This window comes from Streptomyces flaveolus (assembly GCF_014648815.1).
GTDB lineage: Bacteria > Actinomycetota > Actinomycetes > Streptomycetales > Streptomycetaceae > Streptomyces > Streptomyces flaveolus.
In genome coordinates, this window is sequence record NZ_BMRV01000005.1 from 91,641 (window position 1) to 113,939 (window position 22,299).

Here is a 22,299-nt window from a genome sequence, read left to right on the forward strand (position 1 = left end):
TGCGCGGGCCTGGTCGCACCCGGGATCTGCTTCTCACAGCAGCGCCAGCTGCCCCTCCGGGCCCTCCTCCCGGCCGTCCAGGACCGAGGCCGGCCTGCGGGAGGTCTCGGGGGCCGGCAGTACGCCCGCGGTGCGCAGTTCCGTGGCCGTGACCGGGTCCGTCACCGTCAGCTCCGCGCAGCGCGGGCGCAGTTCGGCCAGCAGGGCGAGGACCGTGATCAGTTCCAGCAGCTCGGACGTCCAGGCCTGCGGCCAGCCGGCCGGGCGGATCGCCGCCAGCGTGCCCGGGTCGCCCTCGGCGGTGCGGGCCGCGAACCACTGCTCCAGGACCCGCACCCCGCCCGCCTCGAAGTCCCAGGCGCCGGGCGGCACGGGGGAGACGCGGCCCTCGTCCAGGTACAGGGCCTCCTCGTCGCGGTCGTAGCGCAGGGTCAGCGGGCGCGCGGGCAGTGGGGCGCGGACGTAGGGGCGGCGTCCGCCGGGCAGCTTGGGGCGTTCGCCGTCGCGGCGCATCAGCCACAGCGCGCGGCGGCCCAGTGAGACGCCGTGCTCCCACTGCGCGGGGTCGGCGGTCAGCGGCACCACAGGGCCGGGACGGACGGCGGCCACCATCCACGCCAGCACGTCCAGCGGGCCGGGACGCAGCCCGAGCCGGCCGGCCAGGTGGTCCAGCAGCCCGGGGGCCAGGTTCGGCTCGGCCCCGCCGGGACGCCGGTGCAGGGGGCGGACGCGGGCCGGACCGAACAGGGGGAGGCGCGAGGTCGCGAGCAGGAGGGGGCCGGTGGCGTCGGACGCCTCCACGACGAAGACCTGCCGCTCGTCGGCCACCCGCCACAGCTCGGGACGGGCCGCGTCGATCAGCCGGTGGTCGGGAATCAGCCACTGCTCGTCGAAGGGCGCGCGCAGCACGCGGACCGGCTCCGGACAGGGTCCGGAGGCACGCAGCAGCCGGTCCGTGCCGCCGGAGGTGCCCGGCAACTGCCCGACCGCCGTGTGCAGGGTGCGCGAGCGCGTCGGCTCGAACAGGGCCTCGCGGTCGGGTCCCTCCGCCTTCACCAGCGCGTCCCAGCGGGCCTTCAGGGACGCCGGGTCGGGGGCCGCCGGCCAGCCCCGGCCGAGCCGCGGCGGTGCGACGGACCACGGCATGAGGTCCGCCGGCCGCGGAGCGTCGTCGTGCGTCACGCCCGGCATCGTACGACGGGGCGCCGCGGCCTCAGGTGGCGTCCAGGGTGACCGTGAAGGAGAAACGGTCCCCCCGGTAGTGGATGACGGCCACGTCCAGCACCCGTCCCGCCGTGTCGTAGGTGATGCCGGTGTAGTGCAGGATCGGGCTGAGCAGCGGCACCTCGAGCAGCCGCGCCGTCTCCGGGTCCGCGAGCCGGGCCTCGACGGTGTCCGTGATCCGGCTGATGTCCATGCCCACCACGTCCCGCAGCACCTTGGTCATCGGCCACCGCGCGAGGTCGTCCGGGTCGATGCGGGCGGCCAGTTCGGGACGGATCCAGTTGCGTGCGTGGTTGGTGGGCTCGCCGGTCTTCTCGTCGCAGCGCAGCCGGTGGTACGTGGCCGCCTCGGCCAGGTCCGGGAAGTACTCGGCGAGTTCGGGCGGCACGGGAGCGGTGCCGTGGCCCAGCAGCTCGGCCTTCATGCCGGACTGCTGGGCCACGATGGCGTCCACCGAGCCCAGCAGCCGCACCGGGGCGCCCCGCCGGGCGTGCGGCTCGATGAACGTGCCGCGCCGGCGGTGGCGGGTGATCAGCCCCTCGTCCTCCAGCTCCTTGAGCGCCTGCCGCATGGTCAGCACGCTCACTCCGTAGTGGCCGGCCAGCTGTTCCTCCGTGGGCAGGCGCAGCGGGTCCCGGGGCGAGCGGCCGAGTATCGAGGCGCGCAGCGACTGCGACACCTGGTACCAGAGGGGCAGCTTGCGGTTCAGGACGATGGAGTCCGGGGCGAAGGAGGTCACGGGCCATCCGTACCGGTAGGGGAATCCTCAGTGCAAGGGGCGGAAGTGGCGCTCCAGGCCCTGCCAGACGTCGTCGTAGCGCTGTTGCAGGTGCTCGGCTCGGGTCGCCTGGGGTGTGAGGGTCACCGGCCACCGGGTCTCGAACATGAACGCCAGCCCGTCGTCGATCTTCTGCGGCTTCAGCTCGGCGGCGCTCGCCTTGTCGAAGGTCTCCCGGTCCGGGCCGTGCGCCGACATCATGTTGTGCAGCGAACCGCCGCCCGGCACGAAGCCCTCCGCCTTCGCGTCGTAGGCGCCCTCGATCAGGCCCATGTACTCGCTCATCACGTTCCGGTGGAAGTACGGCGGCCGGAAGGTGTCCTCGCCCACCAGCCAGCGCGGCGCGAACACCACGAAGTCGACGCCCGCGAGGCCCGGGGTGTCGGAAGGGGAGGTGAGCACCGTGAAGATCGACGGGTCGGGGTGGTCGTACGAGATGGTGCCGATCACGTTGAAGCGGCGCAGGTCGTAGACGTACGGCACGTGGTTGCCGTGCCAGGCGACCACGTCGAGCGGGGAGTGGCCGTAGACGGCCGTCCAGAGGTTGCCGCAGAACTTGTTGACCACCTCCACCGGGCCCTCCACGTCCTCGTACGCGGCGACCGGCGCCCGGAAGTCCCGGGCGTTCGCGAGGCCGTTGGCGCCGATCGGGCCGAGGTCGGGGAGGCGGAAGGGGGCGCCGTAGTTCTCGCAGACGTAACCGCGGGCATCGTCGTCGAGCAGCTCCACGCGGAAGCGTACCCCGCGCGGGATCAGCGCCACATGGCCCGGCTCGGCGTGCAGCCGCCCGAACTCGGTGCGCAGCAGCAGCCCGCCGCGCTCCGGGACGATCAGCAGCTCGCCGTCGGCGTCGCTGAAGACCCGCTCCATGGAGGCGTTGGCGCGGTACAGGTGCACGGCCATGCCGGTGCGCTGGGTCGCGTCGCCGTTGCCGCCGAGGGTCCACAGGCCCGCCAGGAAGTCCGTCCCGGCGTCGGGCTCGGGCAGCGGGTTCCACCGCAGCCGGTTGGGGTCCGGGACGCACTGGGTGAACGGCGCGGTGCGGATCGCGCCGTTGCCGGTCCGGGTGAATGCCGGGTGCGCAGCCGAGGGGCGGATGCGGTACAGCCACGAGCGCCGGTTGTGGGCCCGCGGCTCGGTGAAGGCCGAGCCGCTGAGCTGCTCGGCGTACAGCCCGAGGGGCGCCCGCTGTGGCGAGTTCCGGCCCTCGGGAAGCGCGCCCGGAACGGCCTGCGAGCTGTGCTCGTTGCCGAAACCGGACAGGTAGGTCAGGCCCTCCGCGGTCTTCCGCGCGTCCCCGCTCATGGATCGCTCCCTCGCAAACTGATTCCTATGCCACACCGTAGGATTGCGGTTTCCCGGGCGCAAGAGGGCGTGCGGACCTTCGCCCTCCTTCCTGGGGACGATGACCGGAACCAGACCGTGGGGGGATCCGGAGTGTCGGACCGGTGTTCTACTCTCCCGGCATGTCGTGGACGCGGGGAGCAGCCGCCGCGCTCGCGGTCTGTGTCCTGTTGCTGACCGGATCCGCGGGCTGCGGCTCCAGTGACGAGGAAGAACCGGGGTCCGGGGCGTCGCCGACGTCGGCGGGCAGACTCCTCGGCGACACCGACGAGGACGGCCGGCGCTACCGCGAGGTGGACGCCGCGCACGCGCCCGAGGTCGGCATCGAGGTGCAGCCCAACGCCGACGACAGCTGGGACGTCCGCCTGACCGTCCGCGGTTTCCGCTTCTCGCCGCCCGGTACGGAGGCGACGGCGGTGGCCGGCCGCGGTGTGGCGTACCTCTTCGTCGACGGCGACCTCGTCACCCCCCTGCGCGGCCCGCGCTACCGCCTCGCCGCCGGGCTCGTCCCGCGCGGCACCCACCATGTCACCGCGCGCCTGCACGCCGACGACGGCACCGTCTGGGCCGTCGACGGTGAGCCGGTGGAGAGCACGGCGGACATCACGGCCTCGGACGCGGAGCCGACCGGTGCCACGGAGCCGGCGCTGCGCGAGGACGGAGCCCCGCCCGGCGCCACCCCCCGCCCGCGTACCGGAGGTCACAGTTCCCCGGGGCACGGCGGAAAGGCATCATGATGCACGTGCCCCACGCGACCCCGCTCCGTCGTGCCCCCGTGCAGCGGCGCAGCGCCGAACGGCTGACCAGGATCCTCGACGCGTGTGCCGCCCTCCTCGACGAGGTCGGCTACGACGCGTTGAGCACCCGGGCCGTGGCCCAGCGTGCAGGCGTCCCGATCGGCTCGGTGTACCGCTTCTTCGGCAACAAGCGGCAGATGGCCGACGCGCTGGCCCAGCGCAACCTCGAGCGCTACGTCGAGCGCGTGACCGAGCGGCTGACGGAGGCCGGGGACGGGGGCTGGCGCGACGCCCTCGACGCCGTGCTCGACGAGTACCTGGCGATGAAGCGGACCGCGCCCGGTTTCTCCCTCGTGGACTTCGGCAACCAGATACCGGTCGGCGACCGCCACGCCGAGCCCAACCACCGCGTCGCCGACCGGGTCACCGAGCTGCTCTCCGGCTACCTCGGCCGCCGCCCCGACGAGGCCCTGCGCCGTGCCTTCCTGGTCGCCGTGGAGACCGCCGACACCCTCGTCCAGCTCGCCTTCCGGGTGGCGCCGGACGGCGACGAAGCGATCATCGACGAGGCCCGGGAGCTGCTGGCGGCGTATCTGGGGCGCGTGCTCGACTGACGCGGGTCGGCCCCGGGTTCTCCGGAGACCTCCCCAACATGCCTACCGGTCGGTATGCTCGCCGCGAGGTTCCACGTCCGCGCGTCACCGCCGCCGCCCTCCGGGAGGACCCGTGCCCCGCACCGCCCTGCGTATCTGCCCCCTGTGCGAGGCCACCTGCGGCCTGACCCTGAGCATCGACGGCACCACGGTCACCGCCGCCCGCGGCGACCGCGACGACGTCTTCAGCCGCGGGTTCATCTGCCCAAAGGGCGCCTCCTTCGGAGCCCTCGACTCCGACCCCGACCGGCTGCGCACACCCCTCGTGCGCCGGGACGGCGAGCTGCGCGAGGCCACCTGGGAGGAGGCGTTCGACGCGGTCGCCGCGGGCCTGCGCCCCGTCGTCGAACGGCACGGACCGCACGCCGCCGGCCTCGTCCTCGGCAACCCCAACGTGCACACCATGGCCGGCGCCCTCTACCCGCCCGTCCTGCTCGGCGCGCTCGGCACCCGCAGCCTGTTCACCGCGTCCACGCTGGACCAGATGCCCAAGCACGTCTCCAGCGGGCTGCTCTTCGGCGACGCGAACGCCATCCCGGTGCCCGACCTCGACCGCACCGACCACCTGCTCCTCATCGGCGCCAACCCGCTGGAGTCCAACGGCAGTCTGTGCACCGCACCCGACTTCCCCGGCCGGCTCAAGGCCCTCAAGGCCCGCGGCGGCACCCTCACCGTCGTCGACCCGCGCCGCACCCGCACCGCCAGGCTCGCCGACCGGCACGTGGCGATCCGCCCCGGCACGGACGCCCTGCTCCTCGCCGCGATGGCCCACGTCCTGTTCGAGGAGGGCCTGGCCGACCTCGGCGCCCTCGCCCCGCACGTCGAGGGGGTCGAGGAACTCGCCGACGCCGTGAGGGACTTCACTCCGGAGTCCGTCGCCGCCGCCTGCGACGTCGACGCCGGGACGACGCGCGCCCTGGCCCGCGAACTCGCCGCCGCCCCCACCGCCGCCGTCTACGGCCGCATCGGCAGCTGCACAGTCCCGCACGGCACCCTCGCCAGCTGGCTCGTGGACGTCCTCAACATCCTCACCGGCAACCTCGACCGGCCCGGTGGCGCCCTCTTCCCGCAGGCCGCCACCGACCGGACCCCGCGCCCCGCCGGACCCGGACACGGCTTCGCGCTCGGCCGCTGGCACTCGCGGGTGAGCGGACATCCCGAGGCGAAGGGCGAGCTGCCGCTGTCCGCCCTCGCCGAGGAGATCGACACCACCACCGACGAGGGCGATCCGGTCCGCGCACTGATCACGATCGCCGCCAACCCCGTCCTGTCCGCACCCGACGGCGACCGGCTCGACAAGGCGCTGGACTCCCTCGACTTCATGGTGAGCGTCGACCCGTACCTGAACGAGACCTCGCGCCACGCCCACGTCGTCCTGCCGCCGCCCCCGCCGGCCCAGAGTCCGCACCACGACTTCGCCTTCAACACCCTCGCCGTGCGCAACCAGGTCCGCTACACCCGCCCCGCCGTCCCGCTCGAACCCGGCCGCATGGCCGAGACCGAGATCCTCGCCCGGCTGATCCTCGCCGCCACCGGCATGCACGGCGCCGACCCGGCCGCCGTCGACGCCATGGTGATCGAGCAGACCCTCGGCAAGGCCGTACGGGACCCGCACTCACCGGTGCACGGACGCGACCCGGGCGACCTCGCCGCACGCCTCACCGGCAGCGACGGGCCCGAACGGCGGCTCGACATGATGCTGCGCCTCGGCCCCTACGGCGACGGCTTCGGCGCCCGCCCCGACGGACTGTCGCTGGAGCGGCTGCTCGCCCACCCGCACGGCATCGACCTCGGCCCGCTGCGCCCGCGCCTGCCGCAGCCGCTGAAGACCCGCAGCGGCAAGGTGGAACTGCTGCCCGCACCGATCGCCGCCGACCTGCCGCGCCTGCGGCGCGCCATGGCCGAGCGCCCCGGCGGGCTCGTCCTGGTCGGCCGCCGCCACCTGCGGTCCAACAACAGCTGGATGCACAACGTCCCCGCCCTCACCGGCGGCTCCAACCGCTGCACCCTGCACCTGAACCCCGACGACGCCGGCCGGCTCGGCGTGCGGGACGGGGAGCCGGTGCGCGTCAAGGGCGCCGGGGGAGAGGTGACCGCCCCCGCCGAGGTCACCGACACGGTCCGGCCGGGCGTGGTCAGCCTCCCGCACGGCTGGGGCCACGACCGGCCCGGCACCCGCCTCACCCACGCCGCCGGCGACCCCGGCGTCAACGTCAACCAGCTCCTCGACGGCAGCCTGCTGGACCCGCTGTCGGGCAACGCGGTCCTCAACGGCGTACCCGTCGAGGTCGCCCCCGTGACCGCGCCCTGACCCGACCCCTGACCTGGCAAAGCTGTGACCTGGAATTTTGCGCTTATTGCTCGCATGTCAACGTCTTGTTAACGCGGCTTCGCGCCACCTAACGTCGCTCGCACCGCCTGCCCCGGTGGGATGTTCAAGGGCGAACGTTAGGTATCCATTCATGCTGACCATCCTCGGCTTCGCCATGATCGCGACCTTCCTGGTCCTGATCATGATGAAGAAGATGTCGCCGATCGCGGCGCTCGTGCTGATTCCCGCGCTGTTCTGCGTGTTCGTCGGCAAGGGCGCCCAGCTCGGCGACTACGTCATCGACGGCGTGTCCAGCCTCGCCCCCACCGCGGCGATGCTCATGTTCGCGATCGTCTACTTCGGGGTGATGATCGACGTCGGGCTGTTCGACCCGATCGTCCGCGCGATCCTGAAGTTCTGCAAGGCCGACCCGATGCGGATCGTCGTCGGTACGGCGCTGCTGGCCGCGATCGTCTCCCTGGACGGCGACGGCTCGACCACCTTCATGATCACGGTCTCGGCGATGTACCCGCTGTACAAGCGCCTCAAGATGAGCCTGGTCGTGATGACCGGTGTCGCCGCGATGGCCAACGGTGTGATGAACACCCTGCCCTGGGGCGGTCCCACCGCCCGCGCCGCCACCGCGCTGAAGGTCGACGCCACCGACATCTTCGTGCCGATGATCCCGGCCCTGGCCGTCGGCCTGGTCGCGGTCGTCGTCCTGGCCTACGTCCTCGGTCTGCGCGAGCGCCGGCGGCTCGGCACCCTGACGCTGGACGAGGCGCTGGTGCGGCAGGACGAGACCGAGACGGTGCTGGTCGGCGCGGGCGCCGGCGCGGCGGCCGGCACGGGCCCGGGCAGGGCCTCCGGCGCGGGTGCCGGCAAGGGCTCCGGTGCCGGCAACGCGTCCGCGGGCTCCGAGGACCCGGCCGGCCGGGACGGCGCCGCGGACGACGAATTCCAGGGCCTCGACCCGCACCGGGCCACCCTGCGCCCCAAGCTGTACTGGTTCAACGCGCTGCTCACGGTCGCCCTGCTGACCGCCATGATCATGGAGCTGCTGCCGATCCCGGTGCTGTTCCTGATCGGCGCCGCCCTCGCCCTCACCGTCAACTTCCCGCAGATACCCGACCAGAAGGCCCGGATCGCGGCCCACGCCGACAACGTCCTCAACGTCTCCGGCATGGTCTTCGCCGCCGCCGTCTTCACCGGCGTCCTCACCGGCACCGGCATGGTCGACCACATGGCCAACTGGCTGGTGGACACCATCCCCGACGGCATGGGCCCGCACATGGGCCTCGTCACCGGCCTGCTGAGCCTGCCGCTCACCTACTTCATGTCGAACGACGGCTTCTACTTCGGCGTCCTGCCGGTGCTCGCCGAGGCCGGCCACGCGCATGGCGTGTCGACGCTGGAGATCGCCCGCGCCTCGATCGTCGGCCAGCCGCTGCACATGTCCAGCCCGCTCGTCCCCGCCGTGTACGTCCTGGTCGGCATGGCCAAGGTCGAGTTCGGCGACCACACCCGGTTCGTCGTGAAGTGGGCGGTCCTGACCAGCCTGGTGATCCTCGCGGCGGGCATCCTGTTCGGCATCATCTGATCGTCAGGAAGGACACGATCATGGCGCCCGGTGGGAACCGCGGCTGGCTGCTCCGCCTCGTCATCGCCTTCGGCTTCGCGCAGGGGGCGGTGTCGATGGCCCGGCCCGCCGTCTCCTACCGGGCCCTCGCGCTGGGCGCGGACGAGCGGGCGGTCGGCGTCATCGCGGGTGTGTACGCGCTGCTGCCGCTGTTCGCCGCCGTGCCGCTGGGCCGCCGCACCGACCACGGACGCTGCGCGCCGCTGCTGCCCGTCGGGGTGGTGCTCATCGCCGGCGGCTGCGCGCTGAGCGGCGTCGCCGGGTCGCTGTGGACGATGGCGCTGTGGAGCGGCGTCATGGGCCTCGGGCACCTCTGCTTCGTCATCGGCGCCCAGTCGCTGGTCGCCCGCCAGTCCGCGCCGCACGAGCAGGACCGCAACTTCGGCCACTTCACCATCGGCGCCTCGCTCGGCCAGCTCATCGGTCCCGTCGCCGCGGGCGCCCTGATCGGCGGCCCCGACATGGCCGGCAGCAGCGCGCTCGCCCTGGTCGTCGCGGGCGCGGGAGCGGCGGTCGCGTTCACGTCGCTGTGGCGCATAGAGCATCCGACGGCCGCCGGGTCCGGTGCGGAAAAGGGGCCGCGCGTCCCGGTGGGGGGCATCCTGCGCGCCCGGGGCGTGCCCGCGGGCATCCTGATCAGTCTGTCGGTGCTGTCCGCGACCGACATCCTCACCGCCTACCTGCCGGTGGTCGGCGAGCACCGGGGCATCTCCCCGGCCGTCATCGGGGTGCTGCTCAGCCTGCGCGCGGCGGCCACGATCGCCTGCCGGCTGGTGCTGACGCCCCTGCTGCGCTGGCTCGGCCGCACCGTCCTGCTCACCGTCACCTGTCTGCTGGCGGCCGTGCTGTGCGCCGGCGTCGCGCTGCCGGTGCCGGTGTGGGCGCTGGGCGTGATGCTCGTCGTCCTCGGCTTCTGCCTGGGCGTCGGCCAGCCGCTGTCCATGACGACCGTCGTCCAGGCGGCCCCCGACGAGGCCCGCTCCACCGCCCTCGCCCTGCGCCTGACCGGCAACCGCCTCGGCCAGGTCGCCGCACCCGCCGCGGCCGGTCTGATCGCCGGTGTCGCGGGTGTGGCCGCGCCCTTCGTGATGCTCGGCGCGCTGCTCCTGCTGTCCTCGGGCGTGGCCCTGCGCTCCCCGTCCGGACCGGCACCCGAGCGCACGTCCGCCGGCAGCCCCGGCGGGACCCGGCCCTCGCGTCGTACGGCGTGTCAGGGCGGTGAGCGCCGCGACGGCCCGCCGGGCAACGGGGGATGACGGCGAGGACGCGCCCGCGTCGTGCGGGCTGCCCGGGGGCCGCGGCGGGCCCGCGCAGTGGCGGGCGCGACCCCGGCGGCCGGGCTCCGGTCCAGCCGCTCGCACCGGACGTCGAGCGGGGGCGACGGCACGGCCGGGCCCGGACCCGTGCCCGGCCGTGATCACCCCGTGAGACGCCCTCCGCGCTGAATTCGATCGTCCGCTTTCTCGCCATATGGACGCTCCCGCGAGTTGCGGTCCGGTGTCTTCCCCCGGCCGCGCACAGTCCGTTAACTTCCGTGACTCACACGCCCCGTGCGTCCCGTACGAGGCGTCCGTCCACGAAGACCCAGCGCCAGTGAGCCCCCGGGGGCACTCCATGACACGCGCCATCTCCCTGCACGACGTGAGCAAGACCTACGCGCGAGGCGTCCGCGTGGTGGACCGGCTGTCGCTGGACATCGCGCCCGGCGAGTTCCTCGTCCTCCTCGGCCCCTCCGGCTGCGGCAAGTCCACCGTCCTGCGCATGATCGCGGGGCTGGAGGAGATCACCGAGGGCAGGCTGCTGCTCGACGGCGCGTACGCCAACGACCTGCTCCCCGCCGAGCGGCGCATGTCGATGGTCTTCCAGAACTTCGCCCTGTACCCCAACATGACGACCCGCGGGAACATCGGCTTCCCGCTGCGCGTCGAGGCGCCCCAGGCCGACCACGGCCCCCGCGTGGACGCCACCGCCCGCATGCTGGGCATCGAGGACCTCCTCGACCGCTTCCCCGCCCAGCTCTCCGGCGGCGAACGCCAGCGCGTCGCCATGGGCCGGGCCATCTCCCGCCGGCCCACCGCCTTCCTGATGGACGAGCCGCTGTCCAACCTCGACGCCAAACTCCGCAACCACCTGCGCGCCGAGATCACCGGGCTGACCCGCGAACTGGGCGTCACCACCGTCTACGTCACCCACGACCAGTCCGAGGCCATGTCCCTCGGCGACCGCGTCGCCGTCCTGCGCGGCGGCACGCTCCAGCAGGTGGACACCCCGCGCACCGTCTACTCCCTGCCGCGCAACGTCTTCGTCGCCGCCTTCATCGGCACCCCGCGCATCAACCTGCTGCGCGGCCTCGTACGCGCCCCGCTGGACGGCGCGATGACCATCAGCCTGGGCAAGCAGTACCTGCGTCTGCCCGAACCGCTGTCCCTGGACCACCAGTTGCTCCGGGTCCAGCAGGGCCGCGAGGTCATCGTGGGCCTGCGGTCCGAGGCCGTCCGGATCGCGGACGCCGCCTCCGCCCGCCCCGGCGAGGTGCTCCTCACCGGCCTGGTGGAGCACGTCGAGTTCCAGGGCCACGAGGTCCTCGTCCACTTCAACACCGGTTCGCGGCCCGCCGTCGTGCCCGACCTGGAGGCCCCGCGGCCCGACGCCCGCCCCGCGGGGCGCCGCCGCCGCGACGGCACGGTCCTCGACCGGCTGAAGGAGCGGGCGGGCGCCCTGCGGGCCGGTCCCGTGGTGGTCATGGACGACCCGGAGGACGCCGGACCCGCCGTCACCGCCCCCGACGGCCGTCTGCCCGGCGACCTGATCGTCCGCACCACCCCCGACGTCCACCTCCGCCACGGCATGCAGGTCCCCCTCCTCGTCGACCTCGCCCACCTGTTCGTCTTCGACCAGCACGGCGAACGGATCTGCCCCGCCCCCGCGCGCCTGCCGGATCTGGAGGAGTGATCCCGCCGACATCCGGCCCTCTGGGAGGGTGAGCCGCGCCACCATGGTGGCCGCCCCTGGTGCCGTAAAACTATCGGCGCTAGTTTGGGGCTGGACGACGAGGCCCGCCCGGAAGGAACGCGATGAAGGCACACGACGGCATGTACATCGACGGAGCCTGGCGCCCCGCCGACGGCCGGGACACGATCGACGTGGTGAACCCGGCCGACGAGCAGGTGATCGGCAAGGTCCCCGCCGGCACCGCCCTGGACGTGGACACCGCCGTACGGGCCGCCCGCGCCGCCCTGCCGGGCTGGGCCGCCACCCCGCCCGCCGAGCGCGCCGCGCGTCTGACCGCCCTGCGGGACGTGCTGGTGGCCCGCAAGGACGAGATCGCCGAGACCGTCACCGCCGAGCTGGGCTCACCGCTGAAGTTCTCGCAGGCCGTGCACGCCGGCGCCCCGATCGCGGTCGCGGGCTCCTACGCCGAGCTGGCGGCGACGTACGCCTTCGAGGAAAAGGTCGGCAACTCCGTCGTCCACCACGAGCCGATCGGCGTGGTCGGCGCCATCACCCCCTGGAACTACCCCCTCCACCAGATCGTCGCCAAGGTCGCCCCGGCGCTCGCGGCCGGCTGCACGGTCGTCCTCAAGCCCGCCGAGGACACCCCGCTCACCGCCCAGCTCTTCGCCGAGGCGGTGCACGAGGCCGGCGTCCCGGCGGGCGTCTTCAACCTGGTCACCGGCCTCGGCCCGGTCGCCGGCCAGGCCCTCGCCGAGCACGCGGACGTCGACCTGGTCTCCTTCACCGGTTCCACCGCCGTCGGCCGCCGCATCGGCGCGATCGCCGGCGCCGCCGTCAAGAAGGTCGCCCTGGAACTCGGCGGCAAGTCCGCCAACGTGATCCTCCCGAGCGCCGACCTGGCCAAGGCCGTGAACGTCGGCGTCGCCAACGTCATGTCCAACTCCGGCCAGACGTGCAGCGCCTGGACCCGGATGCTGGTCCACCGCGACCAGTACGACGAGGCCGTCGAGCTGGCCGCCGAGGCCGCCGCGAAGTACGGCGACCGGATCGGCCCGGTCGTCAACGCCAAGCAGCAGGAGCGGGTGCGCGGCTACATCGAGAAGGGCGTCGCGGAGGGCGCGCGCCTCGTCGCGGGCGGCCCCGAAGCCCCGCGCGAGCGGGGGTACTTCGTCAGCCCGACCGTCCTCGCCGACGTGACCGAGGACATGACCGTGGCCCAGGAGGAGATCTTCGGTCCTGTCCTGTCCGTCCTGCGCTACGGGGACGAGGAGGACGCCCTGCGGATCGCCAACGGCACGGTGTACGGCCTCGCCGGCGCCGTCTGGGCCGCGGACGAGGCGGAGGCGGTCGCCTTCGCCCGCCGCATGGACACCGGCCAGGTCGACATCAACGGCGGCCGTTTCAACCCGCTGGCCCCCTTCGGCGGCTACAAGCAGTCCGGCGTCGGCCGCGAACTGGGCTCGCACGGCCTCACCGAGTACCTCCAGACCAAGTCCCTCCAGTTCTAGTCCAGGGGAGTTGCCCACGTCATGGCCGTCCGTGATGTCGTCCGCGCCGCTGTCGTACCCGCTGTCGGCTCCCCGCTGGAGGTCACCGGCATCGAGCTGCCCGAGCCCGGCCCCGGCCAGGTCCGGGTGAGGCTCGCCGCCGCCGGGGTCTGCCACTCCGACCTGTCCCTGTCCAACGGCACCATGCGCGTGCCGCTCCCCGCCGTCCTCGGCCACGAGGGCGCCGGCACGGTCGTCGCCGTCGGCGAGGGCGTCACCCACGTCGCGCCCGGCGACGGCGTCGTCCTCAACTGGGCCCCGTCCTGCGGCGCCTGCCACCCCTGCTCGCTCGGCGAGGTCTGGCTGTGCGCGAACGCCCTGGCCGGCGCGGCGAACACGCACGCCCGCCGCGCCGACGACGGCACCGACCTGCACCCCGGCCTGAACGTCGCCGCGTTCGCCGAGGAGACGGTGGTGTCCGCGTCCTGCGTCCTGCCCTGCCCGGACGGCATCCCGCTCACCGACGCCGCGCTGCTCGGCTGCGCCGTCCTCACCGGCTACGGCGCCGTCCACCACTCGGCGAAGGTCCGGGAGGGCGAGACGGTCGCCGTGTTCGGCGTCGGGGGAGTGGGTCTCGCCACCCTCCAGGCGGCCCGGATCGCGGGCGCCTCGAAGATCGTCGCGGTCGACGTGTCGCCGGAGAAGGAGGAGCTGGCCCGCGCCGCCGGCGCCACCGACTATCTGATCGCCTCCGACACCACCGCCCGCGAGATCCGCGCCCTCACCGGCAAGCAGGGCGTGGACGCGGCCGTCGAGTGCGTCGGCCGCGCGGTCACCATCCGCACCGCCTGGGACTCCACCCGGCGCGGCGGACGCACCACGGTCGTCGGCATCGGCGGCAAGGACCAGCACGTCACCTTCAACGCCCTGGAGATCTTCCACTGGGGCCGCACCCTGTCCGGCTGCGTCTACGGCAACGCCGACCCGGCCCGCGACCTCCCGGTCCTGGCCGAGCACGTCCGCACCGGCCGCCTGGACCTGGGCGCCCTGGTGACCGAACACATCGCCCTGGACGGCATCCCGGCGGCCTTCGACAACATGCTGGCCGGCAAGGGCGGCCGTGCGCTGGTGGTCTTCTAGGGGGTGTCGTTCGGAGCGGGCCGGCTCCGGGCGACGGTGCCTGGTGGCCGACCTGTGAGCGGGGTCCGGTGCGTGCGGCTGCAAGGCGGAGGAGGGCGACAGGGCGGAGCCCTGGCAACCGACGACAACGCCGCAGGTGTGCGTGCCAGGCCCCGCGATTCCGGCAAGATCCGAACGAGGCCCCCAGGCCCCGTCGGGCCACGACCGTCGCGCGCCCGAAGGGCGGGCCCCGCGGCGAGCGTGCGCGCCGGGCGCCGCGGGGCAGGCGCGCACGGCCGGGCGGGGCCCTACCGCCGGCCCACGTCCTCGCGGCGCGGTTCCGGGGTCCCGCCCGGCTCCGGAGCCGCCGCCGCGCGCTTCCTGGACCGCGACACCGCCACGCCCGCCAGGCACAGCGCCCCGCCCGCCAGCGTGAACAGCCCCGGCACCTCGCCGAGCGCCAGCCACGACATCAGGACGACGAGGGCGGGCACCGCGTACGTCGTGGCGCCCATCCGGCCGGCGGTCGTCCGGGCCAGGGCGTACGCCCACGTCGTGAACGCCAGGGCGGTCGGGAACACACCCAGGTAGACCATGTTGAGCGTCGCCGACGCGGGCGCCTTCGCCGCCTCCTGCACCAGCTGCCCGGCGAACGGCAGACAGACCACCGCCCCGACCAGGCACCCGAACGTCGTCACCTGCAGCGCGCTCGCCCGGCCCAGGGCCGGCTTCTGCGCGACGACCCCGCCCGCGTACGCCACCGCCGCCAGCAGGCACAGCACCACCCCGAACAGCGAGGAGCCGCCCTCGCCGGACATCGACAGGCCCACGGTCACCGCACCGGCGAACGACACCGCCATCCCCGTCAGCAGCCGCGGCGGCAACGCGTCACCGAGCAGCCGGGCGCCGAGCAGCGCGATGAGGATCGGACCGACGTTCACCACCAGGGCGGCCGTGCCGGCGTCCACCTGCTGCTCGCCCCAGTTCAGGACGACCATGTAGAAGCCGAACCACAGCAGCCCGGATATCGCGATCCCCCGCCAGGCCGGCCGGGGCGGCAGCCCCTCCCGGCGCACCAGGCAGATCGCCCCCAGCGTCAGCGCGCCCGACAGCAGCCGCCCGAGCGCCAGCGCGCCCGGCGAGTACGCCTCGCCCGCGCTGCGGATGGAGACGAAGGCGGAGGCCCACAGAACGACGGTGACGGTGGCGGCGCCGGCGGCGAGAAGGCCGGCACGGCGGGTCGGGGCGGTGCTCATCATGCTCCAGAGGCTAGGCGGGAAGGGGGCGGGGGACTGGCGGATTCCGGACGGGGCGCCCGCGCGCTCAGCGCAGCAGTGCCGGGTCGATGCCCAGCAGCCCGGACAGCGCGTCCTCGCCGGCCGGCGTCACCTTCACCGCCCGCTCCGAGCCGATGCGCACGCACCAGCCCGTGTCCAGGGCGTGCCGGCACAGGGCCGCGCCCGCGACACCCGCGAGGTGGGGGCGGCGTTCCGTCCAGTCCAGGCAGGCGCGGGCCAGCGGACGGCGGTTCGTCCGGTCGAGGCGGATCCCGGCGGCGTCGAACCAGCCGAGTCCCGCGTCGGTGAGCGCGAAGCCGGTGTCCTGGCGCAGCAGCCCGCGCCCGGTCAGCGCGTCGGTGACCGCGATCCCGAGCCGCCCGGCGAGATGGTCGTAGCAGGTGCGCCCGCGGGCCATCGCCGACCCGGCGCTCGACGCGCGCAGGGTGCGCGGACGCCGGGCCGCCGCCTCGGGCGCGACCTGCGCGGCCAGGTCCTCCACCAGGTGCGCGATCCGCTCGTCGGCCAGCCGCACGTACCGGTGCCGGCCCTGGCGCTCCTCGGCGAGCAGGCCGCCGGCGACGAGCTTGCCGAGGTGTTCGCTCAGCGTCGACGCGGCGACGCCCGCGTGCCGGGCCAGCTCGCCGGCGGTCCACGCCCGCCCGTCGAGCAGCGCCAGCAGGCAGGCGGCCCTGGTCTCGTCGGCGATCAGCCCGGCCAGCCGCGCGAGCCCGGGTGCTTCGCCGTCCTTGTCGCTCATGTGTCCAGGATGGGGCACGGACACTTCGGCGGGCGCCGAAGTGTCCTCAGTCGTTCCGCCCCGCCTGCCGGTACTGCTGCGCCAGCCCGTCCAGCAGGGCCGTCAGCCCGGTCTCGAAGGCCCGCTCGTCGATCTTCTCCTGCTGCTCGGCCAGGAGGTGCGCCTTGCCGAGGTGGGGGTAGTCGGCGGGATCGTAGGCGCCGGCGTCGTCCGGGAAACCCCGCGCGAAGGAGCCGAGCGCGGAGCCCATGACGAAGTACCGCATCAGCGCGCCGATGGACGTGGCCTGCGCCGGCGGCCAGCCCGCCGCGACCATCGCGCCGTAGACGGCGTCCGCGAGGTGCAGCGCGGCCGGGCGGCGCCCCGGTCCGTGGGCCAGCACCGGGACGATGTTGGGGTGGTCGCGCAGGGCCGCCCGGTAGGAGACGGCCCAGTCGTGCAGCGCGGTCCGCCAGTCCCGGCCGTCCTCGAACATCGAGAGGTCGACCTGCGCGCTGACCGAGTCGGCGACGGCCTCCAGGATCTCGTCCTTGGTGCGGAAGTGGTTGTAGAGCGAGGGCCCGCTCACCCCCAGTTCCGCCGCGAGCCGGCGCGTGGAGACGGCCGCGAGGCCCTCCGCGTCCACCAGCGCGCGGGCCGTCTCGACGATCCGGTCGGTGCTGAGCAGGGGCTTGCGCGGTCGGGCCATGGCGCACATAGTAGGGCTGCGACCTTAAACTAGCAGTGCTAATTTAAATGTCCGGCTTTCAAGATACGTCTGTCCGGATCCGTCTACTGTGGGGTGACCCGTCATGAACCTGGAGCTCAGCGAGGAGCAGACCGCCGTACGGCAGCTCGCCCGGGACTTCGTGGAGCGCGAGATCGCCCCCCACGTCGTCGCCTGGGACCGCGCCGAGGAGGTGGACCGGTCCATCGTCAAGAAGCTCGGCGAGGTCGGCTTCCTCGGGCTCACCGTCGACGAGGAGTACGGCGGCTCCGGCGGCGACCACCTCGCGTACTGCCTGGTGACGGAGGAGCTGGGGCGCGGTGACAGCTCCGTGCGCGGCATCGTCTCCGTCTCCCTCGGCCTGGTCGCCAAGACCATCGCCGCCTGGGGCGACGAGGAGCAGAAGCGCCGCTGGCTGCCGGGGCTGACCTCCGGCGAGTACGTCGGCTGCTTCGGCCTGACCGAGCCCGGCACGGGCTCGGACGCCGGGAACCTCTCCACGCGCGCGGTCCGCGACGGCGACGACTATGTCGTCAACGGCACCAAGATGTTCATCACCAACGGCACCTGGGCCGACGTCGTCCTGCTCTTCGCCCGCTCCACGGACGCCCCCGGCCACAAGGGCGTCTCCGCCTTCCTGGTGCCCACCGACACCCCCGGCCTGACCCGCCGCACCATCCACGGCAAGCTCGGGCTGCGCGGCCAGGCCACCGCCGAACTGGTCCTGGAGGACGTCCGCGTCCCCGCCTCGGCGATGCTGGCCCCCGAGGGCAAGGGCTTCTCGGTCGCCATGTCGGCCCTCGCCAAGGGGCGGATGTCGGTCGCGGCCGGCTGCGTCGGCATCGCGCAGGCCGCCCTGGACGCGGCCGTGCGGTACGCGGGCGAGCGCGAGCAGTTCGGGAAGACCATCGCCCACCACCAGCTGGTGCAGGAGCTGATCAGCGACATCGCCCTCGACGTGGATGCGGCCCGGCTGCTGACCTGGCGGGTCGCCGACCTGATCGACCGCGGGCAGCCCTTCACCGTCGAGTCCTCCAAGGCCAAGCTGTTCGCCTCGGAGGCCGCCGTCCGCGCCGCCAACAACGCCCTCCAGGTCTTCGGCGGCTACGGCTACATCGACGAGTACCCGGCCGGCAAGCTGCTGCGCGACGCCCGCGTCATGACCCTGTACGAGGGCACCAGCCAGATCCAGAAGCTGGTCATCGGGCGCGCGCTGACGGGCGTCTCGGCCTTCTGAGTAGCCGAACTGAGTACGACGGCGGATGTGGTCACAGCCGCATCCGCCGACGCTTGTCCCCATGAGTGACACACCGGTCAAGCAGCAGAGCACCGCCGCCTTCTACGGGCAGGCCGTCGCGTCGTTCGCCGTCGCCATGATCGCCACCGCCATCGGCATCTACCGGCTCGAGGCCGACGCGTGGGTGCGCGCCTTCCTCGCCATCGCCGTCCTGTACCTCGTCACGTCCGCCTTCACCCTGGCCAAGATCATCCGGGACCGGCAGGAGGCCGGGCAGATCGTCAGCCGGGTCGACCAGGCGCGGCTGGAGAAGCTCCTCGCCGAGCACGACCCCTTCGAGAAGCTGGGGTGACCTGTGCGGCGGGCGCCCTAAGCGCCCGCTCAGCTTCGGCGGTATGGTGGAGCTCCTGTCACCGAGAGGGGCGAACAAGCGATGAGTACGGCGGCCGAGACGGCGGGCGGCGACATCGAGCCGTGGGAAGAGGTCACGCCTGACGCGGCCCGGCGACTGCTGGTCGCCGCCGTGGAGGCCTTCGCCGAGCGCGGTTACCACGCGACCACGACCCGCGACATCGCCGGGCGGGCCGGCATGAGCCCGGCCGCGCTCTACATCCACTACAAGACCAAGGAAGAGCTGCTCCACCGCATCAGCCGGATCGGCCACGACCGGGCGCTCGGCATCCTGCGCACGGCCGCCGAGGGCGAGGGCAGCGCCACGGAGCGGCTCGCCGACGCGGTCAGCTCCTTCGTGCGCTGGCACGCCGGGCGGCGCACCACCGCGCGCGTGGTGCAGTACGAGCTGGACGCGCTCGGGCCGGACGCCCGCGCCGAGATCGTCGCGCTGCGCCGCCAGGTCGACGCTCAGGTGCGCGGCATCATCGAGGAGGGCGTGGCCTCGGGCGAGTTCGAGGTGGCGGACGTGCAGGGCACGACGCTCGCCGTGCTCTCCCTCTGCATCGACGTCGCCCGCTGGTTCAACGTGAACGGCCCCCGGACGCCCGACGAGGTCGGCGCGCTCTACGCCGACCTCGTGCTGCGGATGGTGCGGGCCAAGGAGCCCGGCGCCGCTCAGGGGCGGTAGCGGCTCACAGGTAGTAGCGCGAGACGGACTCGGCGACACACACCGGCTTGTCGCCGCCCTCGCGCTCCACGGTGAAGGCGACGGCCACCTGGATCCCTCCCTTGACGTCCTCGACGCCGGTGATCGTCGCCGTGGCGCGCAGCCGCGAGCCGACCGGGACGGGGGAGGGGAAACGGACCTTGTTGGTGCCGTAGTTGACACCCATCTTCACGCCCTCGACCTTGATCAGCTGCGGGCCGAAGAGCGGGAGCAGCGACAGGGTCAGATACCCGTGCGCGATGGTCGTGCCGAACGGGCCCGCGGCGGCCTGCTCCGGGTCCACGTGGATCCACTGGTGGTCGCCGGTCGCCTCCGCGAACAGGTCGATGCGCTTCTGGTCGACCTCCAGCCAGTCGGTGTACCCCAGCTGCTCGCCCACCGCCGCCTTCACGTCGTCGGCGGATGTGAAGATCCTCGGCTCTGCCATGTCCCGGCCTCTCGCGTCAAAGGTTTCGTGGCTCTGCTTGCCCGTGCCTGCCGGGCGTTGCTAAGCAACTGCTTAGCATGGTAGTCGGTGAGGCCCATGTCAACGGACCCGAGGGTCGAGCGGGTGGGTAGGGTTCGGGGAGTGCCTCAGATTCCCGAGAAGATTCACGAGCTCACGGTCGGCCAGCTCGCCGCGCGCAGCGGCGCCGCCGTCTCCGCCCTGCACTTCTACGAGTCCAAGGGCCTGATCAGCAGTCGCCGCACCTCGGGCAACCAACGCCGCTTCAGCCGCGACGCGCTGCGCCGGGTCGCCTTCGTGCGGGCCGCCCAGCGCGTCGGCATCCCGCTCGCCACGATCCGCGAGGCGCTGGCCGAGCTGCCGGAGGGGCGCACGCCCACCGAGGACGACTGGGCCCGGCTCTCCGCGGCCTGGCGCTCCGAGCTGGACGAGCGGATCAAGCAGCTGAACCGGCTGCGCGACCACCTCACCGACTGCATCGGCTGCGGCTGCCTGTCCCTGGACACCTGCGTCCTGTCCAACCCCGACGACGTCTTCGGCGAAAGCCGTACGGGCTCCCGCCTGCTGGTGGAACGGAAGACCGACCCGGCCCGCGCCGGCAAGCGTGCGGTGGCCTCCCAGGACCCGGCCTGCTGCGACTGAACGCCCGCCCGGCTGCGGGCAGTCGTGCCTCCCTCAGTGCCTGAACGGCCTGGGAGGCACCCCCGGGGCGGCACGGGTGGGCGCGGCGGGGCCCCGGCAGCGCCGGACCACGCGCCCCGCCCCCGCACCCGCGCCGGACGACGCGACCTGCCTTGCCCCGCACCCGCGCCGGTCCGTCCGATCACCCTCAGCCGTCCGCGCGGCACCCCTGCGCGCCCCTCGTCGCCCCCCTCGCAGCCCGTGCACCGACCCGGTCCGGCACCGGGCCCCGCACACGCCGGGCTTCGCTCCCACGTGCCGTTCGCCCCCTGCGGGTCACGCCCCGGGGTGCCGGGCCGTCCGCCACTCGGTCAGTCCCGCCTCGACCAGCTCGGCGTTCGACCGGGCGGGCCGGCCGTCCGGCAGGAGCAGGGTGTCCTCCAGGCCGATGCGGGTGGCGAGGCCCAGCCGGCCGGCCAGGCGCAGCACCGGCCAGGCGCCGCCGTCCTCGCCGTGCAGCAGTACCGGGCGGCCGTGCGCCGCACCCAGGCCGTCCAGCAGGGTCCGCGCGGACGCCTCCGCGGTCTCCGCGTCGGTGTCCGTGACCTCCGCCAGTACCCGCAGCACCCTCGGCCCCAGCGGCGAGCGCGCGAACCGTTCCGCGCCGTCCGTGCCGGACCAGATGCCCGCCTCGACACCCACCCCCCGCTCGATCAGCGCGGCGGCGACCGCCTCGGCGCCCGGCTCGTGCCAGTTGACCGAGGCGTGGTCGGGCAGCGCCTCCCAGCTCCGGACCCGCGCGACCCGTGCGTCCGGCCCGGGCTCGGCCCACGCCCCCGTGGTCACCCCGACCGGCACCGGCACCCGCGCCCGTACCGCCTCCAGGGTCACCGCGAGCACCCGCGGCGACAACGTGTCCCGCCCGCACGGCGTCTTGGGATGGACATGGACGTCCGTGGCCCCGGCGGCCACCGCCCCGGCCACGGCGTCCGCCATCGCCTCCGGCGTCAGCGGCACCACCGCGCCGTCGGCGCCCCCGCGGGCCCCGTTCACACACACCTGCACCATTCCCCCATGGTGCAGGGCACCACTGACAACACCCGTCGGGAGCGCGGCATCCCCGGCGCATCCCCGAGCCCTGTCCGCGAGGTCCCTCCGGGCGGACGGAGGGACCTCGCTGACACGGCCTGCGGCCTGTCGTCAACTTCCCGCCCGCACGGGGGCGTCCGTCCCCCGGCCGCTACGCCGACATCAGCAGCCGTTCACGCCGGGCGTCCGCCAGGGCGTCCGGGGTCAGCACCGGCCGCGGCACCAGGATCCCGCAGTCCGTGCAGACCGGTCCCGTCGAGGGCTCGTGGTCCAGGTCGTACTTCCAGACCAGCCGGTCCCCGTCGCACACCGGGCACACCTCACCCGGGTCGCGCTCGAGCGCCGAGATCAGCCGGCGCAACACCTCGGCCAGCGGCCCGTCGGGATGGACCCGGGGGTCGTCGCACCAGGCCACCCCGAAACCGCCCCAGGTCAGCCGGTGCCAGTCGTCCACACTGCCCGGCCTGCGCAGGCCGTCGTGCTTCTCCTTCCTGCGCCGCTCGGCGAACTCCACCTCGTAGGCCAGCCACACCGAACGCGCCTCCTCCAGCTCCTCCAGTGCGGCCACGAGCCGCGCCGGGTCGGGGGAGCGGTCCTCGGGGCCGAAGCCGGCCCGCGAGCACAGATGGTCCCAAGTCGCCCTGTGCCCGTAAGGGGCGAACCGCTCAAGGCACTTGCGCAGCGAATAGCGCCGTAGCGCCAGGTCGCACCGTGGATCGCGGACCTGTCTCGCCAGACTCCGGAAACCGGCCATCGCCCTGCACCTCCGTCACACCTGCACCTGCACTTCGGTCACT

Annotated in this window: 21 protein-coding genes; 12 read left to right on the forward strand and 9 right to left on the reverse strand. The window is 73.7% G+C overall.

Annotated elements, in window-relative coordinates; all coding sequences use genetic code 11:
* Nucleotides 1-33: 33 nt before the first annotated feature.
* Genes IEZ05_RS14155 through hmgA form a run of 3 tightly spaced genes read right to left on the reverse strand, consistent with a single transcriptional unit; the run spans nucleotide 34 to nucleotide 3,307 of the window.
* The gene (locus tag IEZ05_RS14155) at nucleotides 34-1,191 is read right to left on the reverse strand and encodes a type ISP restriction/modification enzyme (RefSeq protein WP_189230441.1); all 1,158 of its coding nucleotides are present in this window, start codon (nucleotides 1,189-1,191) and stop codon (nucleotides 34-36) included.
* Nucleotides 1,192-1,213: 22 nt separating this feature from the next.
* Complete coding sequence (locus IEZ05_RS14160) at nucleotides 1,214-1,963, reverse strand: GntR family transcriptional regulator (protein ID WP_189230442.1); 750 nt, start codon at nucleotides 1,961-1,963, stop codon at nucleotides 1,214-1,216.
* 27 nt (nucleotides 1,964-1,990) lie between these two features.
* Nucleotides 1,991-3,307 carry a homogentisate 1,2-dioxygenase gene (gene hmgA / locus IEZ05_RS14165; protein WP_189230443.1) on the reverse strand — a complete coding sequence of 439 codons (1,317 nt, stop codon included), beginning with the start codon at nucleotides 3,305-3,307 and terminating at the stop codon, nucleotides 1,991-1,993.
* A gap of 161 nt (nucleotides 3,308-3,468) precedes the next feature.
* Between hmgA and IEZ05_RS14170 the strand changes: the two genes are divergently transcribed.
* The 8 genes from IEZ05_RS14170 (at nucleotide 3,469) to IEZ05_RS14205 (ending at nucleotide 14,268) form a co-directional block, all read left to right on the forward strand.
* Nucleotides 3,469-4,083, forward strand: a complete 615-nt coding sequence (locus tag IEZ05_RS14170; protein WP_189230444.1) for a hypothetical protein — start codon at nucleotides 3,469-3,471, stop codon at nucleotides 4,081-4,083.
* Nucleotides 4,080-4,697 (forward strand): TetR/AcrR family transcriptional regulator, encoded by a 618-nt coding sequence (locus tag IEZ05_RS14175; RefSeq protein WP_189230445.1) that lies wholly within the window; start codon nucleotides 4,080-4,082, stop codon nucleotides 4,695-4,697. The genes IEZ05_RS14170 and IEZ05_RS14175 overlap by 4 nt, the downstream gene beginning before the upstream one ends.
* A 112-nt stretch (nucleotides 4,698-4,809) precedes the next feature.
* Nucleotides 4,810-7,047, forward strand: coding sequence for a molybdopterin oxidoreductase family protein (locus tag IEZ05_RS14180; RefSeq protein ID WP_189230446.1), 2,238 nt, complete (start codon nucleotides 4,810-4,812; stop codon nucleotides 7,045-7,047).
* 151 nt (nucleotides 7,048-7,198) lie between these two features.
* Nucleotides 7,199-8,647, forward strand: a complete 1,449-nt coding sequence (locus tag IEZ05_RS14185) for a CitMHS family transporter (RefSeq protein ID WP_189230447.1) — start codon at nucleotides 7,199-7,201, stop codon at nucleotides 8,645-8,647.
* 20 nt (nucleotides 8,648-8,667) lie between these two features.
* On the forward strand, nucleotides 8,668-9,942 hold the full coding sequence (locus IEZ05_RS14190) for an MFS transporter (RefSeq protein WP_229869716.1): 1,275 nt from the start codon (nucleotides 8,668-8,670) through the stop codon (nucleotides 9,940-9,942).
* Nucleotides 9,943-10,300: 358 nt separating this feature from the next.
* Nucleotides 10,301-11,638, forward strand: coding sequence for an ABC transporter ATP-binding protein (locus IEZ05_RS14195; protein ID WP_189230448.1), 1,338 nt, complete (start codon nucleotides 10,301-10,303; stop codon nucleotides 11,636-11,638).
* A 122-nt stretch (nucleotides 11,639-11,760) separates the two neighbouring features.
* Nucleotides 11,761-13,149 (forward strand): aldehyde dehydrogenase family protein, encoded by a 1,389-nt coding sequence (locus IEZ05_RS14200; RefSeq protein ID WP_189230449.1) that lies wholly within the window; start codon nucleotides 11,761-11,763, stop codon nucleotides 13,147-13,149.
* 21 nt (nucleotides 13,150-13,170) lie between these two features.
* Nucleotides 13,171-14,268, forward strand: a complete 1,098-nt coding sequence (locus IEZ05_RS14205; protein WP_189230450.1) for a Zn-dependent alcohol dehydrogenase — start codon at nucleotides 13,171-13,173, stop codon at nucleotides 14,266-14,268.
* A gap of 287 nt (nucleotides 14,269-14,555) precedes the next feature.
* Here IEZ05_RS14205 and IEZ05_RS14210 read toward each other — a convergent pair whose 3' ends face one another.
* The 3 genes from IEZ05_RS14210 to IEZ05_RS14220 form a co-directional block, all read right to left on the reverse strand.
* Nucleotides 14,556-15,503, reverse strand: coding sequence for a DMT family transporter (locus IEZ05_RS14210; protein WP_373298784.1), 948 nt, complete (start codon nucleotides 15,501-15,503; stop codon nucleotides 14,556-14,558).
* A gap of 67 nt (nucleotides 15,504-15,570) precedes the next feature.
* Nucleotides 15,571-16,284 (reverse strand): ArsR/SmtB family transcription factor, encoded by a 714-nt coding sequence (locus IEZ05_RS14215; protein ID WP_189230452.1) that lies wholly within the window; start codon nucleotides 16,282-16,284, stop codon nucleotides 15,571-15,573.
* Nucleotides 16,285-16,330: 46 nt separating this feature from the next.
* Entirely contained in the window at nucleotides 16,331-16,972 is a 642-nt protein-coding gene (locus tag IEZ05_RS14220; RefSeq protein ID WP_189230453.1) for a TetR/AcrR family transcriptional regulator, read from the reverse strand.
* A gap of 103 nt (nucleotides 16,973-17,075) precedes the next feature.
* Here IEZ05_RS14220 and IEZ05_RS14225 point away from each other — a divergent pair, with 103 nt between their 5' ends.
* The 3 genes from IEZ05_RS14225 (at nucleotide 17,076) to IEZ05_RS14235 (ending at nucleotide 19,308) form a co-directional block, all read left to right on the forward strand.
* A complete protein-coding gene (locus IEZ05_RS14225; protein WP_189230454.1) occupies nucleotides 17,076-18,227 on the forward strand; it encodes an acyl-CoA dehydrogenase family protein in 1,152 nt (383 codons plus the stop codon).
* 61 nt (nucleotides 18,228-18,288) lie between these two features.
* The gene (locus IEZ05_RS14230) at nucleotides 18,289-18,579 is read left to right on the forward strand and encodes a YiaA/YiaB family inner membrane protein (RefSeq protein ID WP_189230455.1); all 291 of its coding nucleotides are present in this window, start codon (nucleotides 18,289-18,291) and stop codon (nucleotides 18,577-18,579) included.
* A gap of 81 nt (nucleotides 18,580-18,660) precedes the next feature.
* Nucleotides 18,661-19,308 (forward strand): TetR/AcrR family transcriptional regulator, encoded by a 648-nt coding sequence (locus tag IEZ05_RS14235; protein WP_189230456.1) that lies wholly within the window; start codon nucleotides 18,661-18,663, stop codon nucleotides 19,306-19,308.
* Between the two features lie 4 nt (nucleotides 19,309-19,312).
* On the opposite strand, the gene IEZ05_RS14240 is transcribed toward IEZ05_RS14235, so the two are convergent.
* On the reverse strand, nucleotides 19,313-19,774 hold the full coding sequence (locus tag IEZ05_RS14240) for a MaoC family dehydratase (RefSeq protein ID WP_189230457.1): 462 nt from the start codon (nucleotides 19,772-19,774) through the stop codon (nucleotides 19,313-19,315).
* A gap of 141 nt (nucleotides 19,775-19,915) precedes the next feature.
* On the opposite strand from IEZ05_RS14240, the gene soxR reads away from it, so the two are divergent.
* On the forward strand, nucleotides 19,916-20,434 hold the full coding sequence (soxR, locus tag IEZ05_RS14245; RefSeq protein WP_189230458.1) for a redox-sensitive transcriptional activator SoxR: 519 nt from the start codon (nucleotides 19,916-19,918) through the stop codon (nucleotides 20,432-20,434).
* Between the two features lie 315 nt (nucleotides 20,435-20,749).
* On the opposite strand, the gene IEZ05_RS14250 is transcribed toward soxR, so the two are convergent.
* Both IEZ05_RS14250 and IEZ05_RS14255 read right to left on the reverse strand, forming a co-directional pair.
* Nucleotides 20,750-21,481 (reverse strand): 3-keto-5-aminohexanoate cleavage protein, encoded by a 732-nt coding sequence (locus tag IEZ05_RS14250; protein WP_189230459.1) that lies wholly within the window; start codon nucleotides 21,479-21,481, stop codon nucleotides 20,750-20,752.
* A 172-nt stretch (nucleotides 21,482-21,653) separates the two neighbouring features.
* Nucleotides 21,654-22,256, reverse strand: a complete 603-nt coding sequence (locus tag IEZ05_RS14255; protein ID WP_189230460.1) for a hypothetical protein — start codon at nucleotides 22,254-22,256, stop codon at nucleotides 21,654-21,656.
* Nucleotides 22,257-22,299 lie beyond the last annotated feature (43 nt).

Excerpts from the sequence above, each read along its gene's own strand:
- IEZ05_RS14155 (WP_189230441.1), bottom strand. The coding sequence starts at position 1,191 with ATGCCGGGCGTGACGCACGACGACGCTCCGCGGCCGGCGGACCTCATG.
- hmgA (WP_189230443.1), bottom strand. The coding sequence starts at position 3,307 with ATGAGCGGGGACGCGCGGAAGACCGCGGAGGGCCTGACCTACCTGTCC.
- IEZ05_RS14170 (WP_189230444.1), top strand. The coding sequence starts at position 3,469 with ATGTCGTGGACGCGGGGAGCAGCCGCCGCGCTCGCGGTCTGTGTCCTG.
- IEZ05_RS14175 (WP_189230445.1), top strand. The coding sequence starts at position 4,080 with ATGATGCACGTGCCCCACGCGACCCCGCTCCGTCGTGCCCCCGTGCAG.
- IEZ05_RS14185 (WP_189230447.1), top strand. The coding sequence starts at position 7,199 with ATGCTGACCATCCTCGGCTTCGCCATGATCGCGACCTTCCTGGTCCTG.
- IEZ05_RS14190 (WP_229869716.1), top strand. The coding sequence starts at position 8,668 with ATGGCGCCCGGTGGGAACCGCGGCTGGCTGCTCCGCCTCGTCATCGCC.
- IEZ05_RS14195 (WP_189230448.1), top strand. The coding sequence starts at position 10,301 with ATGACACGCGCCATCTCCCTGCACGACGTGAGCAAGACCTACGCGCGA.
- IEZ05_RS14200 (WP_189230449.1), top strand. The coding sequence starts at position 11,761 with ATGAAGGCACACGACGGCATGTACATCGACGGAGCCTGGCGCCCCGCC.
- IEZ05_RS14205 (WP_189230450.1), top strand. The coding sequence starts at position 13,171 with ATGGCCGTCCGTGATGTCGTCCGCGCCGCTGTCGTACCCGCTGTCGGC.
- IEZ05_RS14210 (WP_373298784.1), bottom strand. The coding sequence starts at position 15,503 with ATGAGCACCGCCCCGACCCGCCGTGCCGGCCTTCTCGCCGCCGGCGCC.
- IEZ05_RS14215 (WP_189230452.1), bottom strand. The coding sequence starts at position 16,284 with ATGAGCGACAAGGACGGCGAAGCACCCGGGCTCGCGCGGCTGGCCGGG.
- IEZ05_RS14220 (WP_189230453.1), bottom strand. The coding sequence starts at position 16,972 with ATGGCCCGACCGCGCAAGCCCCTGCTCAGCACCGACCGGATCGTCGAG.
- IEZ05_RS14225 (WP_189230454.1), top strand. The coding sequence starts at position 17,076 with ATGAACCTGGAGCTCAGCGAGGAGCAGACCGCCGTACGGCAGCTCGCC.
- IEZ05_RS14230 (WP_189230455.1), top strand. The coding sequence starts at position 18,289 with ATGAGTGACACACCGGTCAAGCAGCAGAGCACCGCCGCCTTCTACGGG.
- IEZ05_RS14235 (WP_189230456.1), top strand. The coding sequence starts at position 18,661 with ATGAGTACGGCGGCCGAGACGGCGGGCGGCGACATCGAGCCGTGGGAA.
- IEZ05_RS14240 (WP_189230457.1), bottom strand. The coding sequence starts at position 19,774 with ATGGCAGAGCCGAGGATCTTCACATCCGCCGACGACGTGAAGGCGGCG.
- IEZ05_RS14250 (WP_189230459.1), bottom strand. The coding sequence starts at position 21,481 with ATGGTGCAGGTGTGTGTGAACGGGGCCCGCGGGGGCGCCGACGGCGCG.
- IEZ05_RS14255 (WP_189230460.1), bottom strand. The coding sequence starts at position 22,256 with ATGGCCGGTTTCCGGAGTCTGGCGAGACAGGTCCGCGATCCACGGTGC.